The sequence below is a fragment of the Bifidobacterium choloepi genome, assembly GCF_010667615.1.
Taxonomy (GTDB): domain Bacteria; phylum Actinomycetota; class Actinomycetes; order Actinomycetales; family Bifidobacteriaceae; genus Bifidobacterium; species Bifidobacterium choloepi.
In genome coordinates, this window is sequence record NZ_VYSG01000001.1 from 674,213 (window position 1) to 688,509 (window position 14,297).

Consider the following 14,297-nt stretch of genomic DNA (forward strand, 5'->3'; position numbering starts at 1 on the left):
GGCATCTCGAAAAATGCTGGTCGCGCTGTCCAATAACGAGGGCCCGGTTGGCGGCGACGGTCCCGTCGGCCGCGACGGTCTTGTCGGCAGCCGTCCGGCCGCCGGAGGCATCGGTGTCGTCCTGGCCGCCGGCGCCGACTTCGCCGTCGCCGCCGCTGTGGACGATCGGCTTCCACTGGGCCTTCGAGAAGATGGCCTGGAAGGAGATCGGCACATAGCTGAACATGTAGATCGGGAAGCTCAGCACGTAGGCGATGAGCTCCTTGTTCGTCGCGCCGACCTGGTCGCGCTCGACGACGATCGTCAGCGCGGCGAGCGCCATCATCGCCAGGCACGACATGACGATGCCGCTCGCCCAGCTCATCAGCGACGCGCCCTGGCTTGTCCAGGACACGAAGCCGCAGGCGGCGAACAACGCGCCCATGACAATGCGGATGCAGGCGAGCACGGTGAACGGGCACAGCAGCAGCGTGAAGTCGATGCATGCGAAGTCGCGCTCCTGGATGGCGCGGCGGATCAGCGCCGAGCCGTAGTAGCGGAACACCTGCAGGAAGCCCTTGCTCCAGCGCAGGCGCTGGCGCCACGACTGCGCGAACGTGACCGGCTGCTCGTCGTAGAGGACGGCGGTGCCGACGTAGCCGATGCGGTCGCCGTGCAGCACCGAGTCCATCGTGAACTCGAGATCTTCGGTGAGCAGGTGGAACTTCCAGCCCTTGTTGCGCCGCATGACGGACTGGGAGAACATGAAGCCGGTACCGCCGACATGGCACGAGTTGCCCATCGCCATGCGGGACGCCGACAGGAACCTGGATTCCCTGATGAACCACAGCGCCGAGCCGGAGGACACCCAGTTCTCGGCGAGGTTGACCGAGTTGCGGTAGCTCGTCAGGATGCGGAAGCCGGCGTGGAAGGCCTTGTTCATTTCGGCGATGTAGTTGGCGTCGAGCCGGTTGTCGGCGTCGAAGACGAAGAACGCGTCGTAGTCGTCGGCGGCCCCGGATTCGATCATCGTGTCCAGCAGGTAGGTCAGCGCGAAGCCCTTGCCGACCTGCGTCTGGTCGAAGCGCTCGACGACGTGGCAGCCGAGCGAGCGGACGAGTGCGGCCGTGTTGTCGGTGCAGTTGTCGGCGACGAGCCAGATGTCGACCTTCGAATACGGGTAGGTCTGCGCCTTGATGTCGCCGATCAGGTTGCCGATGACGGCTTCCTCGTTGCGTGCCGAGATCAGGACGGCGTACCGCTTGTCCATCGGGGCGTCGGGAAACGTGATCGGCTTGGCGAACAGCGAGACGACAATGCACAGGCCCTGGTAGGCCATGCCAATGCCGCCCACTACGACCAGCAGGACATCGAGAACGTTCAGCAGTGCCATGTCAGCGCCAGTTTCTCCTCGGATTGGCGGCGTTCGGCGGCGTCGTCGCGCCGTCGTCGTCGCGATGGTCGGGTTGGTTATCGGATCCGTTCAAGTCTACTCGGCCGGCTGACGGCGCGGCATCGGCGGATGTCGGTGACGATTCGCCCGTCGATGTGCCGTTCGCGGCCGCATGGCCGCCGTCCGGGGACACGGCGTTGTCCTCGGCCGGGGCGGTCCCGGACGAATCGTCGCCGCCGACGCCCTTGAGCATCGTCAGGCCGTCCTTCTTGTCGACGTGGTCGAGCATGTGCTTCGGGATGGCGACGGTCGGCGAGTCCTCGCGCTGCCGCTCGGTCTCCTGCGCGCTGTCCGGCGGCAGCTGGTAGGCGGCCTGCTGCAGCGCGCGGATCTCGTCGTCGAACGTGACGTGGCCGCTCGACCCCTTCGCGGCGCGCGGGGCGTGGCTGGCGATCGCGTCGCCGACGGCCATCATCTTCGACTTGCGCCTGGGCGTCGGATCGTTCATCAACGGCACGTCGACAAGCTCGTAGCGACGCGTGTAGATCTTGATGATGACCTGGATGGCGGCCGTGATCGGCAGCGCGAGGAACGCGCCGAGCGCGCCGAAGATCGAGCCGAAGACGAGCACCGACAGGAACGCGACACAGGGGTTCAGGTCCATCGTCTTCTCCGAGATCTTCGGCGACAGCAGCAGGTTCTCGATCTGCTGGTAGCAGGTGATGAACACGACGACGCCGACGGCATACCAGATGCCGCGGTCGCCCCACGCGAACAGGACCGGCAGCGCGCCGCCGATATAGGTACCGACGGTCGGCACGAACTGCGAGACGATGCCACAGAACAGCGCCAGCGGCAGCCAGTACGGCACCTTGATGATGATCAGGAAGATCGACATGCAGGTCGCCGAGCAGGCGGCGAGGATGGAACGCGAGAACAGGAAGCTCGAGATCTGCTCCTGGACGACGGTCCAGATGAGCAGGAACTTGCGCTGCGCCTTCGGGGCGAGCCACTGGCAGAGCGACCGGCGCAGGCGCGGGCCGGCGATCGCGATGTAAAAGGCGACCATCAGCGCCGTCATGACTTCGAGCAGGCCGCCGAGCAGGCCGACGAGCGTCGAGACGGCCTGGCCGGCGAAGTCGCTCAGCGAGCTCGTCTGGATGCTTTGCAGCGACTTCAGCAGCTCGTTGCCGAGGTCGTTGATTTCCGGCAGCTTGAAATGCGCGTACTGCTCCACGCTGTCGGCCAGCTGGGCGTAGAGGCCCGGCAGTCCCTTGACCATCGAGATCATCTGCTGGACGAACAGGTTGCCGAACAGGTAGAACAGCACGACGATGATGACGAGCAGGCCGGCCAGCGAGACGACGGCGGCCGCGCCGCGGCGCCAGCCGTGCTTGATGAGCCGGATGATGATCGGCTCGACGGCCAGCGCGAGGAACATCGCGACGACGACGTCGAGCACGATGTACGAGATCTTGAACCACGACGTATAGCAGAACCACGCCACGAACACGGCGATCGCCGCGTAGATCAGCGCGCGGCTGTACCACTCCGGCGGCCGGCGCGCGTCGCCCTTGGCGGGAAACAGCGAGTCGAGGTCGAATTTCTGTTCGTCGGGGGTGTTCGCTTCCTCCTCGACGATCGGTTTGCGTTGGTCGGTCATGAGGCCCCATTGTAGCGAAGGGACCTCATCCTTTTCGGAACAATTCGACCTGGTTGTCAGGCGGCGGTATCGTGGGCGGCCTTGGCCGTGTTGCTGGCGACCTTGGCCGTATCATTGCCGACCTTGGCTGTATTGTTGCCGACCTTGTCGGTGGCGGGGCCGGCGATGATGGCGTCCATTTCGTCGAGGCCGTCGCTGTCGGCACCGTCGACGTGCGGATCGTCGCCGGAAGCGATGGCGGCGGCCGCGGCCTTCTCCTCGTCGTCGTCCTCCTCGTCGGCGAGTTCCGCGGCGCCGGACAGGTCGTCCAGCGATTCGCCCGACTTGCGCGCCAGCCGGATCTGCTCCTTGAACCAGATGCGGACGGCGGGGTTGATGTCCTTGTGCTCGAGGTACTGCTGGTAGATCGGGTACAGCGCGTGCAGCCACGGATACATCAGGTACAGCGTGTGCTCGCTCTTGCGCTTGCGCCAGTGTTCCGGGTGCGCGGCGAACGTGTTCTTGAAGCGCAGCATGTAGTCGTGGAAGGAGCGGAACTTCGTGTCCATGCGGCGGGCCGAGATGCCGCAGATCATGCGCGACGAGTAGACGGTCTTCATGCCGCGGCCGAGCAGGTGCAGCGAGATGTCGATGTCCTCGTGCATCTTGTCTTCCCGGTCCTCGCACACCTCGCCGGAGATGATGTGCCAGGCGGAGGCGCGCAGCGCCATGTTCGATCCGAACAGCAGCACCTGGCCGCCGTCGGCGCGGTAGGACTTGCGGCGCACGGCGTCGTCGCCCTTGAGCGAGATCCGGTGGATCGGCATGTCGTAGTAGGTGACCGGACCGGTGGCGCCCATTGCCTCGGCATCCTCGGTGAAGATGCCGGAGACGATTTCCACCCAGTCCGGCTTGAGCATGCAGTCGGCGTCCACGCGGCCGAGGACGTCGCCGGTGGCGTGGTCGAGACCGTAGTTGCGCGTCGGGATCAGTCCCTGTTCGTCGTTCTGGTGCAGCAGCTTGACCGGCGTGCCGGGATGCTCGTCGATGAACTGCTGGACGAGCTCGCAGGTGCGGTCGGTCGAGCGATTGTCGACGACGAGCACCTCGTGCGGCGCGACCGTCTGCCTCGTGGCGTTGAGCAGGCAGTCGACGATCCGTCCTTCCTCGTTCCAGGCCGGAATGATAATGGAGACTTTCAGCATGCTTTCCAGCATAGAAAGCCGGCAGTACAGTTCTCCTCCTCCGGAAGAACGAAAAACAGGCAAAAATGTCGCGAACCCGGGCTTGCAAGCCCGGGTTCGCGACATCAACAGGGAATCAGCAGGAAACGGGAGAATCGTTCACTTCTTCGTCCAGAAGGACTGGATCTCCTCGAGGGAACGGCCCTTGGTCTCCGGGACGAGGAACTTGACGCCGAGGAAGGCGACGAGGTCCATGACTGCCCAGAACAGGAACGTGCCGCCACCCCAGTTGCTCATCATCGCCGGCGTGAACTGCGCGACGACGAAGTTGGCGCCCCAGGTGAACATCGTGCAGAAGCCGGCGGCGCGGCCACGCATGTAGGTCGGGAACAGCTCGGAGACCATGACCCACGTGATCGGGCCGAGCGAGTAGGCGAAGAAGATGATGACCATGCAGGAGAAGACGAGCGTCAGGACGCCGTTCCAGTTGAGGATCATCGACAGGCCCATCAGGATGTAGGACACGCACATGCCGATCGTGCCGGACAGCAGCAGGGGCTTCCTGCCAATGCGGTCGATCATGTACAGGCCGAAGATCGTCGCGATGACGTTGACGGTGCCGGTGACGGCCGAGCACAGGAACGCGGTGTTGCCGCCGGGGAAGATGTTCTCAAAGATGGTCGGCGCATAGTAGAAGATGGCGTTCTGGCCGGCCCACTGGTTGAACAGTGCCAGGAAGATGCCGACGATCAGCGCGTAGGACAGCGGCTTCTTGAACAGGTCGGAGAACGTGCCCTTCTTGTCTTCCTCGATGGAGGCGTTGATCTCGACGACTTCCTGCTTCGCGGACTCGGTGCCGCCGATGCGCTCGAGGATCTCGAAGCCCTTCTGCTGCTTGCCCTTCTGGAGCAGGAAGCGCGGGGATTCCGGCATGAAGGCGAGGGCGATCAGGAAGACGAGGGCCGGGATGGCGCCGATGCCGAGCATCCAGCGCCAAGCGGAGTTCGCGAACGACGAGTGGACGCCGCCGTTGGCGGAGATCGCGTAGTTGATGATGTTGGTCAGCAGGATGCCGATCGTGCACAGGAACTGGTACATCGACGAGAGCGTGCCACGGAACTTCGTCGGGGCGCATTCGGTGATGTAGGTGATGGCGAGCGACGACGACAGGCCGATGCCCAGGCCGCCGATGATGCGGGCGACGACGAGCGCGGCGGCCGTGTTGACGGACGCCGACCACAGCGCGGCGATAAAGAACAGCGCGGCGCCGACCATCAGCACCGGGCGGCGGCCGAACTTGTCGGAGACGAAGCCGGAGACGCCGACGCCGATGACGCCGCCGATCATGATCGACGAGACGATCAGGCCCTGCATGCCTGTGCTCAGGTTCCACAGCGCGGTCAGGTAGGTGACGGCGCCGGAGACGCTGACGGTGTCGTAGCCGTACAGCAGGCCGGCGAGACCCGCCGAGACGGCGAGAATGACGACGTATTTCATCGAACCCTGGCGTGTGCCGACGCCGGTGTTGCCGCCGGCCGTGCCGTTGACAGGCGACATTGTCTGTGCTGACATTGGTTCCTCCCTATGTCGGATTCAGTTCTTTCCTCAGCTGTTTTCCGGGCGGCTCGTTCCGCCTGGCAGGCCGGTGCAACAACGATGTTCGTTTTGTCACGATCCTCTTCCGATCGTCACCGGCCAGTCAGATGAGCGTCGGCAGGCGTTGTCTGCTTGGTCCTCAGTGCCGTCTGGCAATGTCCGTCAGCGTTCGATTCCGAAAAGCAGTGGTCAGCCTAAGCGGCATGAAGCGTTTTATCAAATCAGTCGGCGTTTCGTTTGGTGCCGATTTGTTTGCATTTGTTCCGTTTGGATGATCGAAAATGTTATGTTTATCCTGTCGGCGAACATCGCCGGCGTGCGATTCGCCCGCCACCGACCGGTGCGACAAACAGAAAACCCCGCAAGCCAGGAGGCTTGCGGGGTTCCGCGTGGTGGCTCCGAGCGGCATCGATCCGCTGACCTAACGATTTTCAGTCGTTCGCTCTACCAACTGAGCTACAGAGCCATGTCGATTTCCCAACATGAGAAGGAAAACCAGCGACCCCGGCCGGACTTGAACCGGTGACCTCCGCCGTGACAGGGCGGCGCTCTAACCAACTGAGCTACGGGGCCGTTGTTTTCCGGGGAACTCTCGTTCCGCGGCAACAGGTGTATATATTACCGATTACGAACGGGAACGCAAATCCGGCGTGTCGTCACGTCGGAGTCGCATTCCGTTCGGCACATCGGACCGATTATGATCAGGCTTCCTCGGTGTCCGGCGTCGACTGGGTCGGGGCGGACTGGCCCGGCGTGAACTGGCCGCGGCCGCGGAAGGCCGAGCTCGTGCTGTCGTCGGAGGAATCGGACTTGTCGGAGTTCGACTTGTCGGAGTTGGAGCCGTCGGTCGAGTCGCCGTCGGACGGCGCGCCGTTCGAGAAGTCCGGACGCTCGCCGGACATGCCGTCGGAGGAGCCGGCGCCCGGCATGCCCATCATGCCGCCGGTACTGCCGGAGCCGCCGAGCTGCGACGAGCCGCCAAGGCCGAACATGTCGGAGCCGCCGAAGCCGTCCATCTGCTGGCTGATCGAGCCCTTGCCGTTCTCGAGGCCGCGATCGAAGTTGCCGTGGCCGATGGCGCCGAAGCCGCCGGTGAACAGCGCGACCGACATGCCGAGCGAGACGATGCCGCCGATGATCGTGCCGGCGAGCGCCAGGCCCCAGCCCTTCTTTTCCTTCTTGTGGTTGTCGACGAGCGACTTCGTCGAGAAGGCGAGGCCGACCGGGGCGAAGACGAAGGAGCCTGCGAAGCCGGCAATCGCGTTGCCGTCCCACTTGCGGTCGTCCTTCTTCTTGGCCTTCCCGGCCTTCTTGCCGTTCGGCACCTGGCCGAAGTCGCCGGCCGGTTGGCCGGGCGCGTACGGCGGGACGGCACCGTTGCCACCGTCGGCGACCGGCTGCTGCTGCGAGTAGGTGGCGGTCTGGTCGTAGAGCACCGTCGTCTCCGGCTGGGCCGCCGGCTGCTGCGCGGCGATCGGCTGCGTGTACTGTTCGGTCGCGTCGTTGTTCGGGACGGTGTTGTTGACGGTGTTGTTGGTGTTGCTCATCGCGGTCTCCTTGTTGATCGTGGTGAAGTCGTTGTTGTTCTTGTTGTCGGACGTCTTGTTGTTCGTCATGGTTGAAATAGTAAAAAAAGAAACTTGGGTCCAGTTTGAAAAAAACTGGTAATTGGTTTGGATATTTTCAAAGGATTTGTGCAGTCGTGCACGATTCGTACACAAGGCGCAAAACCGCGGAAAATAAGCCATTCCACTACCCCATTTGCACCAATTTCGACATCAACTGCGCATGAATCGTTTTTATTCCCGACAGTATATTTTTTTAAACCTGCCGCCAATTTTTATTCTTGCGGATGTCGCAATTCCGGGATGTCGTCCCGGAATTGCGACACCGCGGGAGACTCTGTGACGACAGCGGGAGCATGGTCCGACCCGACAACGGCGATGCGCCGCGGGCGTATTCGGCGCGGAGAAAAGCATCCGGCGCGGTTTGCGGATTCGGCAGTACAGTCGGCCCCAAGGGTGAAAGCGGGCGATGACGCGGCGTCCGGTAACCGGCGCGCGCGATGGCGACAGATGATGACGATGGTTGGAGGCGAGCATCATGAAGTCGTTCGACCTGTCCGACGGCCAGACGCGCCGTGCCGCGCGTCACGACCGCCATGTCCGCCAGGAGGCGCGCCGCCATGGCCATGCCGAGCCCCATCCCGTCGAGCCGTCGTGCGGCAAGATCCGCTATCCGTCGGCGATCGCGGCGCGGCTGGCGCTGGCGTCGATGCAGTCGGCGACGGCCAACGGCGACCGGCAGGAGTGCCGCTACTACCGTTGTCCCGACTGCCACGGCTGGCACCTGACCAGCATGGCGAGATTCTCCTCGTTGCCGACGTGGCGCGACGTCATCGACCGGCATCCGAAGGCGGCGGCGCTGATCGCCGACTGCGCGAGCATCATGAGCGCCGACTGGCTGCACAATCGCAAGCGGTTCGAGGCGTTCGCCGTCTGTTCGTTCACGGCCGTCGACCGGGCGGCCGGCGGCGCGCCGCGCGGCCTGCTCGAGGACGTCTGGGTCTGGCGCATGATGCGCCGCGATTTCTCCGATGCCGTGCGCGACCTGTCGCCGTCGCCGACGTCGCACGATCTTGGCCGGCTCAAGGCCGCGATGATGCCGCTGGCGCGGCGCATCGTCCGGTTGCACGGCGACCAGCGGCCGTCGGAGCTGACTGCCGACGAGCTGACCGAGCAGCGGATTGTCGTCGGCTTCATGGAGCGTCGCCTGCTCGACCACCAGGTCACGCCTCCCCCGCGCCGCTGGCTCGACCGCCTGCTCGTGCCGGCGTGATTGCCGCCCGGGAGGAGGATGCCGGAGCTACACTCTCGCCGAGCTGCGGTATTCGGTGGGCGTCTTGCCCATGACCGAGCGGAACGCCGCGGCGAACTTGCCGGGATTCGAGTAGCCGACCTCGGAGGCGATGTCGATGACCGGATCGTCCGAATTACGCAGCCGCACGGCCGCGGCGTTCATCCGGTATTCCTTCATGTAGGCGGCGATCGAGACGCCGTAGCGGTTGCGGAAGCACTGCTGCATGCTCGTCAGCGGGAAGTCGAACCGTTCGGACAGCTCGGCGAGCGTGTACCAGCGGTCGAGTTCCGACGTGATCAGCGTCGCGATGTCCTTGACCTTGTCGATCTGCGTGCGGCGGAAGTAGCGTGGCTCGCGCACGTTCGACGGCGGCTCGGCGACCTCGAGCAGCAACAGCAGCTCCATGACCTTGACTTGCGAATACGGCATCTGGATGCGCGGGTGCACGGTGTACATCTCGCAGCACAGCTGGTTGAGCTCGGCGGCGTCGCGCAGCACGAGCGTCTCGCCGTCGCCGCAGAACTTCGCCCTGAGGCGCAGCAGGTCGATGCTCCAGCCCGGCATCATGCGGTTGAGCGACTGCTGGGCGCGCGGAATGTCGAAGACGATGGACAGCCCGCGGTACAGGCCGAGCGGGAACTGCAGCGCACCGTAGCTTTCCTTCGTCGACAGCGCGACGTTGCCGGATTCGAGGTACTGGCACGTGCCGAGCGTCGACTCCCACTCGATCCGCCCCTCGAGGCAGTGGTCGACGACGAACAGGTCGTCGCGGCCGCCGAGTCCCGTCGTCTCGAACGTCGTGTCGCGGTGGAAGACGTAGACGCCGGGGATGATTTCGTGGTCGGTCAGGTCGCGTTCGGGCCGCATCTGGAACAGCGCGCAATCGACGCTTTCGCAGACGAGGCCCATGCCGGCGTCCTGCTCGCTTGTCTTCGGATGCATGCCCATCTGCGCGGCTCCCTTCGGCTGTTCCCCGTGGCTTGGTCGGCGTGGCCGGCCGACTGTCGGTTTTTGTTTCACGTGATTTGTTTTGGTCTGGCAGCCCAGCTTGCTAGCTTGCCGCCGCGAAGTGGGCGGTCAGCCTGCGCCGCCCGTCGTCGTCCATCGGATAGTCGTCGACGATCCTGCCGCCGTCGACGTGCAGCACGTACGTGCCGCAGGCGGCGATGAACTCCGGATCGTGCGTGACGACGACCGACGTGACGCCGTGGTCGTCGTGCAGCCGCCGGATTTCGGCGGCCATCGTCTTCATATGATCGTAGTCGAGGCCGCTCGTCGGTTCGTCGAAGACGACGAGCTGGCGGCCGGCGGCGAGCGCCGACGCGATCGCGAGCCGCTGTTTCTGTCCGCCGGACAGGCTCAGCGGGTGCCGGTCGCGGCAGTCGGCCAGGTCAAGCGTCGCCAGCAGTCCGAGGGCGCGGCCCTCGACGTCGCCGGCGGCCGCACCGTCAAGGTATTTGGACGATCCGTCCGTCATCGACAGCACGACCTCGTCGAGCACGCTTTCCGTGAACAGCTGGCGGTCGACGTCCTGCATGACGAGCGCCGTCTCGCGCAGCCGGCGCCGGCGGGTCAGCTGGCGGCCGCGGAATTCGACGGTGCCGTGCCCGCGGCGGTCGAGTCCGCACAGCGTGCGCGCCAGCGTCGTCTTGCCGGCGCCGTTCTCGCCGATGACGCAGATCACGCCCCCGGGCAGGCCGCGTCCGTCGACATCGAGCGCGAGTTGCTTCGATCCGCGGTAGCGGTAGCGCAGTCCGGACAGCCCCAGCGATTCCTGCACCGGAACCGTGGCGGACGAATCGTGCCAGTCCAGCTTCGCGAGCGATGGCTGGCGCAGGCCGCGGGCTCGGAACCAGGCCGGCGGCCGCGAGAAGAAGTCGTCGCCGGCGATGTCGTCGGCGATCCGGCCGTTTTCGAGGACGATCGCGCGGTCGGCGAGGCCGGTGAGGAAGTGGAGGCGGTGCTCGGCGACGACGACGGTGCGGCCGGCGGCTTTCCAGTGCTCGAGGCAGCGGCGCAGCAGCGCGATGCCGGCGAAGTCGAGGTTCGATGTCGGCTCGTCGAGGACGATGACGGGAGGCCGGAGCGCGGCGACCGAGCCGCAGGCGATCCGCTGCTTTTCGCCGCCGGAGAGCTGGAAGATGCTGCGGCCGAGCAGCCGGTGCAGGTCGAGTTCGTCGGCGACCGACCCGACGGCGGCCTCGATGTCGGTGCGGGAGCGGCCGAGGTTTTCCGGGCCGAACGCGAGTTCCGACGTCGTGTCGACGTTGAAGAACTGGCTGCGCGGATTCTGGAAGACCGATCCGACGGTGCCGGCCAGCCCGTACAGCGGCGTCGCGGCGACGTCGATGCCGGCGACGGACACCGATCCGCTCAGCTCGCCGTCGTGGAAGTGCGGTGCCAGGCCGTTGACCAGCCTGGTCACCGTCGTCTTGCCACAGCCGGACCTGCCGCACAGCAGCACCGTCTGGCCGGACGGAATCTCGAGGTCGATTCCCGTCACCGACGGCCGGTCCACGCCGGCGTACGTGAAGCTCACGTTGTCCATCCGGATCATCGCGTCCTCCTTTCCGTTCTTCCGTTCTTCCAGGGCTCTTCTTCAGGTTCCTTCTTGCCGGTCTTGTCCCGGTCCTTTGGCGTCCTCCGGTGTTCTCTCGTCTCCCGGAAGTCAGGACAGCAACAGCACGATCCATGCCGCCCACGCCGCCGCGCACAGCCCGAGCAGGACGATGTCGGCGGCGCGGAAGCCGACGTCGGCAAGCGAGGTGCGGCGTACCGGCGCGCCGAGGCCGCGGGTCAGCGCGGCGGCCGACAGGTCGTCGCCGATCTTCACGCACGAGGCGATCAGCGGCACGAGCCGGTATTCGAGCATTTTCCACGGGCGCGAGCCGCCGAGCATGATGCCGCGCTGGCGCATCGCATCGCCGATCGCGGCGTGTTCCTCGGCGACGGTCGGCAGGAAGCGGAAGACGACGGCGAGCGGGATCGTGACGGAGGACGGTACCCGCCAGCGGTCCATCGCCGCCATGAACTCGCCGACCGTCGTCGTCGAGACGAGGACGACGCCGGCGGCGATGCCGGGCATGCAGGCGGCGAACACGCCGCAGTAGGTCATGCGCACCGTGTCGAGCACGGCGACGGCGACGCCCGTGCCGGCCGCCGCACCGCCGGTTGCCGTACCGTAGGCCGCCGACAGCGGACCGGCCGGCCCGACGAGCCAGCCGATGCCGGCGTCGACGGCGAAGGTGCCGGCGTAGAGCGCGGCGTAGGCGGCCGCGAACCGGCGCCGGCCAGCCGCGAGCAGCAGCACGAACGGGATCACCGCGAGCGCCGGCGCGACGATTTCCATGCCGGGACGTCCGCCGCCGGCGATGACGATCGTCGAGATCGTCACGACGAGCAGGATTTTCGTGCGCGGATCGAGCCGTAGCCGGCGCGTCGTGTTCGCGCCGGCTATCGTCGCTGTCGGTGGCGCGCCGGATTCCGTCCCCGGGCGGCGTGCCGTCGCGGGAATCGTCGCCGTCATGCCAGTCCCGCGCGCTCGAAATGCTTCCTGAGCATGGCGCGGCCGAGCCACGCGCCGAGCAGGCCGGAGACGAAGCAGGCGACGGCAAGCGGGGCGAGCGACCAGTCGGGCATGACGGCCATCAGCCGGTCCGCGTAGCCGACGCCGCGGCGGCCGGAGGCGAGCTTGGCGTAGTAGGCGTCGCGCGTGAGCACGATCGGCATGAAGTTGCCGAGCAGCCAGATCGAGAAGACGCCGTAGGCGAGCGTGTTGAATTTCAGCGAGCGGTAGCGGCCGGCCGCGGCGACGAGGTCGCCGAGCAGGCCGAACACGATGCCTGTCGCGAAGACGAAGATGCCGTGGCCCATCAGCGCGAGCAGCGTGCCGAGCACGGTACCCATGATCGTGATCATGCCGAAGCGGCGCACGCGAGCGGCGAACAGCATGAACGGAATGCCGCCGCAGATCGGCATGACGACGGCCATCAGCGGCAGCAGCACCGGCACGATGCTCAGCGGCGCGCCGAGCGCCGTCACGAGGAACATGATCGTCGTGAAGACGCCGGTCGTGACGAAGTCGCGGGCGCCGAGCCGCCCGAAGACGGAAACGGTGGGGTTGGTGGTCGCGGTCATGCGAGGCTCCTGAAAGTCTGGAAAGTCGAGGTCATCGGTCGTCACTGTAGGACGGAACGATTCGTCCGTCCGCTCCATTTCACATCCGACTAATCCAATTCACCAATAAATCGGATTCATTGCAACCCCGCGGCCGATGCGGCGCGCGAATCGTTCCAGTTTCGTCACAAAGCTGGAAGAAAAGTATCACTTCCCCGGCCCGCAACCGCACCTTTCTTCCAGCTTGCACCCGTCACTGGAAGAAAGGTGCCGTCTCTCCGGTCCATAACCGCACCTTTCTTCCAGCTCGCGCCCGTCACTGGAAGAAAAGTACCGTCCGCCCGGCGCGCAACCGCACCTTCCTTCCAGCACGCGCCCATCACTGGAAGAAAAGTACCGTCCGCCCGGCCCATAACCGAACCTTCCTTCCAGCCGAGTCTCCCAACTGGAAGAAAAGTACCGTCTCCCCGGCGCACAACCGCACCTTCCTTCCAGCCGAGTCTCCCAACTGGAAGAAAAGTACCGTCTCTCCGGTCCATAACCGAACCTTTCTTCCAGCTGGGTCTCCCGGCTGGAAGAAAGGTGTTCCGTTCGGCACTCCGGACGATACTTTTCTTCCAGTTCGTCTCCCCTGCTGGAAGGAGGGTGCCGGATCATCCCACGAAGACGAAGTTCTCCTTGCCCGCAAGCTGTTCGAAGTGGCACTTCGCAATGCCGGCGTCGACGGCGCCGAACGGACGCGTGGTCTTGTGGACGAGGACCTGGTTCAGGTCGAGCAGTTCGAAGACGGTGCGCTGCTGGTTCATTGCCGACGGCGCGAGCTGCACGCCGATCATGCCGCGGTGGAACCAGTCGGGCATCTGCCGGCCGTTGAGTTCGCACATCTCGCCGATCGTCTTCGAGCGGTGCGGGCGGCCCGGCACGCCGATGTGCCCGACCATGACGATGCAGTTGAGCCGCTCCCCCGGCCGCACGTCCGCCGGCGTGAACCGTTTCGACAACGAACCGCCGACCCAGCAGGTGCCCAGTCCCATCTCCGTCATCTTGAGCACGAGCCGTTCGCCGTAGTAGCCGAGTCGCTCGAGCTGGTCGCCGACCGGCCGCGCGACGAGCGCGATGTAGTTGCGCACGTTGCGGAACGCGCCGTACGTCGCCGCGCCGATGACCGACAGGAACGAGACGCGACTGTTGACCATGAGCTGGAAATGGAGTCCGGACTCGCGGTTGATGTCGGCGATCATCGTCTCGATGGCGCGGATCTCGTCGGCCGTCAGCGGCTCGTCGGCGAACTTGCGCACAGAATGGCGAAGTTCCATGGTCTTCAATGCTTCATTCATCAGCAACCCTCGCTTTTCCCGGAAACGTGCGGCCGGCCCGGCCAGTCATCGCGGGCAGCGGCCGTACGCTTCCGTAACTTACGCTTCCGTAAGTCATCCTGTTCCCGATCATAGCCCGGTTCCTGCGAGGACACTGGGTACGGGCACCGGCATGTTCCGCTGGCCGCACGGCCAACGCCGCCGCCGACGGC

9 protein-coding genes, 2 tRNA genes and 2 pseudogenes are annotated in these 14,297 nt (G+C 65.4%); 1 reads left to right on the forward strand and 12 read right to left on the reverse strand.

All coding sequences use genetic code 11. The features are described 5' to 3' along the window. Positions 1 to 151: 151 nt before the first annotated feature. The 7 genes and pseudogenes from F6S87_RS02720 to F6S87_RS02750 all read right to left on the reverse strand — a co-directional run. Positions 152 to 1,372: pseudogene (locus F6S87_RS02720) on the reverse strand (glycosyltransferase family 2 protein); the annotation flags it as partial. Between the two features lies 1 nt (position 1,373). Next, the gene (locus tag F6S87_RS02725; RefSeq protein ID WP_163227103.1) at positions 1,374 to 3,035 is read right to left on the reverse strand and encodes an AI-2E family transporter; all 1,662 of its coding nucleotides are present in this window, start codon (positions 3,033 to 3,035) and stop codon (positions 1,374 to 1,376) included. 263 nt (positions 3,036 to 3,298) lie between these two features. Then, positions 3,299 to 4,219: pseudogene (locus F6S87_RS02730) on the reverse strand (glycosyltransferase); the annotation flags it as partial. A 138-nt stretch (positions 4,220 to 4,357) separates the two neighbouring features. Beyond that, entirely contained in the window at positions 4,358 to 5,770 is a 1,413-nt protein-coding gene (locus F6S87_RS02735; RefSeq protein ID WP_231129310.1) for a sugar porter family MFS transporter, read from the reverse strand. 414 nt (positions 5,771 to 6,184) lie between these two features. Further along, a tRNA-Phe gene (locus F6S87_RS02740) sits at positions 6,185 to 6,260 on the reverse strand. 33 nt (positions 6,261 to 6,293) lie between these two features. Next, positions 6,294 to 6,367 (reverse strand) — tRNA-Asp (locus tag F6S87_RS02745). Positions 6,368 to 6,495: 128 nt separating this feature from the next. Next, positions 6,496 to 7,410, reverse strand: a complete 915-nt coding sequence (locus tag F6S87_RS02750) for a DUF4190 domain-containing protein (RefSeq protein ID WP_163227104.1) — start codon at positions 7,408 to 7,410, stop codon at positions 6,496 to 6,498. 487 nt (positions 7,411 to 7,897) lie between these two features. Here F6S87_RS02750 and F6S87_RS02755 point away from each other — a divergent pair, with 487 nt between their 5' ends. Beyond that, positions 7,898 to 8,632, forward strand: coding sequence for a hypothetical protein (locus tag F6S87_RS02755; RefSeq protein WP_163227105.1), 735 nt, complete (start codon positions 7,898 to 7,900; stop codon positions 8,630 to 8,632). A gap of 27 nt (positions 8,633 to 8,659) precedes the next feature. Here the strand turns inward: F6S87_RS02755 and F6S87_RS02760 are convergent, their stop codons facing one another. The 5 genes from F6S87_RS02760 to F6S87_RS02780 form a co-directional block, all read right to left on the reverse strand. Continuing rightward, positions 8,660 to 9,601 carry a helix-turn-helix domain-containing protein gene (locus F6S87_RS02760; RefSeq protein ID WP_163227106.1) on the reverse strand — a complete coding sequence of 314 codons (942 nt, stop codon included), beginning with the start codon at positions 9,599 to 9,601 and terminating at the stop codon, positions 8,660 to 8,662. Between the two features lie 103 nt (positions 9,602 to 9,704). Continuing rightward, positions 9,705 to 11,210, reverse strand: coding sequence for an ABC transporter ATP-binding protein (locus F6S87_RS02765; protein ID WP_163227107.1), 1,506 nt, complete (start codon positions 11,208 to 11,210; stop codon positions 9,705 to 9,707). Between the two features lie 111 nt (positions 11,211 to 11,321). Beyond that, positions 11,322 to 12,179, reverse strand: coding sequence for an energy-coupling factor transporter transmembrane component T (locus F6S87_RS02770; RefSeq protein ID WP_163227108.1), 858 nt, complete (start codon positions 12,177 to 12,179; stop codon positions 11,322 to 11,324). Beyond that, a complete protein-coding gene (locus F6S87_RS02775) occupies positions 12,176 to 12,790 on the reverse strand; it encodes an MptD family putative ECF transporter S component (RefSeq protein ID WP_163227109.1) in 615 nt (204 codons plus the stop codon). The genes F6S87_RS02770 and F6S87_RS02775 overlap by 4 nt, the downstream gene beginning before the upstream one ends. Before the next feature lie 632 nt (positions 12,791 to 13,422). Continuing rightward, positions 13,423 to 14,106, reverse strand: coding sequence for a nitroreductase family protein (locus F6S87_RS02780; RefSeq protein ID WP_163227110.1), 684 nt, complete (start codon positions 14,104 to 14,106; stop codon positions 13,423 to 13,425). Positions 14,107 to 14,297: the final 191 nt, after the last annotated feature.

Bases quoted from the DNA above. Each gene is read 5' to 3' on its own strand.
- F6S87_RS02775 (WP_163227109.1), bottom strand. From the start codon at position 12,790: ATGACCGCGACCACCAACCCCACCGTTTCCGTCTTCGGGCGGCTCGGC.
- F6S87_RS02755 (WP_163227105.1), top strand. From the start codon at position 7,898: ATGAAGTCGTTCGACCTGTCCGACGGCCAGACGCGCCGTGCCGCGCGT.
- F6S87_RS02735 (WP_231129310.1), bottom strand. From the start codon at position 5,770: ATGTCAGCACAGACAATGTCGCCTGTCAACGGCACGGCCGGCGGCAAC.
- F6S87_RS02750 (WP_163227104.1), bottom strand. From the start codon at position 7,410: ATGACGAACAACAAGACGTCCGACAACAAGAACAACAACGACTTCACC.
- F6S87_RS02765 (WP_163227107.1), bottom strand. From the start codon at position 11,210: ATGATCCGGATGGACAACGTGAGCTTCACGTACGCCGGCGTGGACCGG.
- F6S87_RS02725 (WP_163227103.1), bottom strand. From the start codon at position 3,035: ATGACCGACCAACGCAAACCGATCGTCGAGGAGGAAGCGAACACCCCC.
- F6S87_RS02760 (WP_163227106.1), bottom strand. From the start codon at position 9,601: ATGGGCATGCATCCGAAGACAAGCGAGCAGGACGCCGGCATGGGCCTC.
- F6S87_RS02770 (WP_163227108.1), bottom strand. From the start codon at position 12,179: ATGACGGCGACGATTCCCGCGACGGCACGCCGCCCGGGGACGGAATCC.
- F6S87_RS02780 (WP_163227110.1), bottom strand. From the start codon at position 14,106: ATGAATGAAGCATTGAAGACCATGGAACTTCGCCATTCTGTGCGCAAG.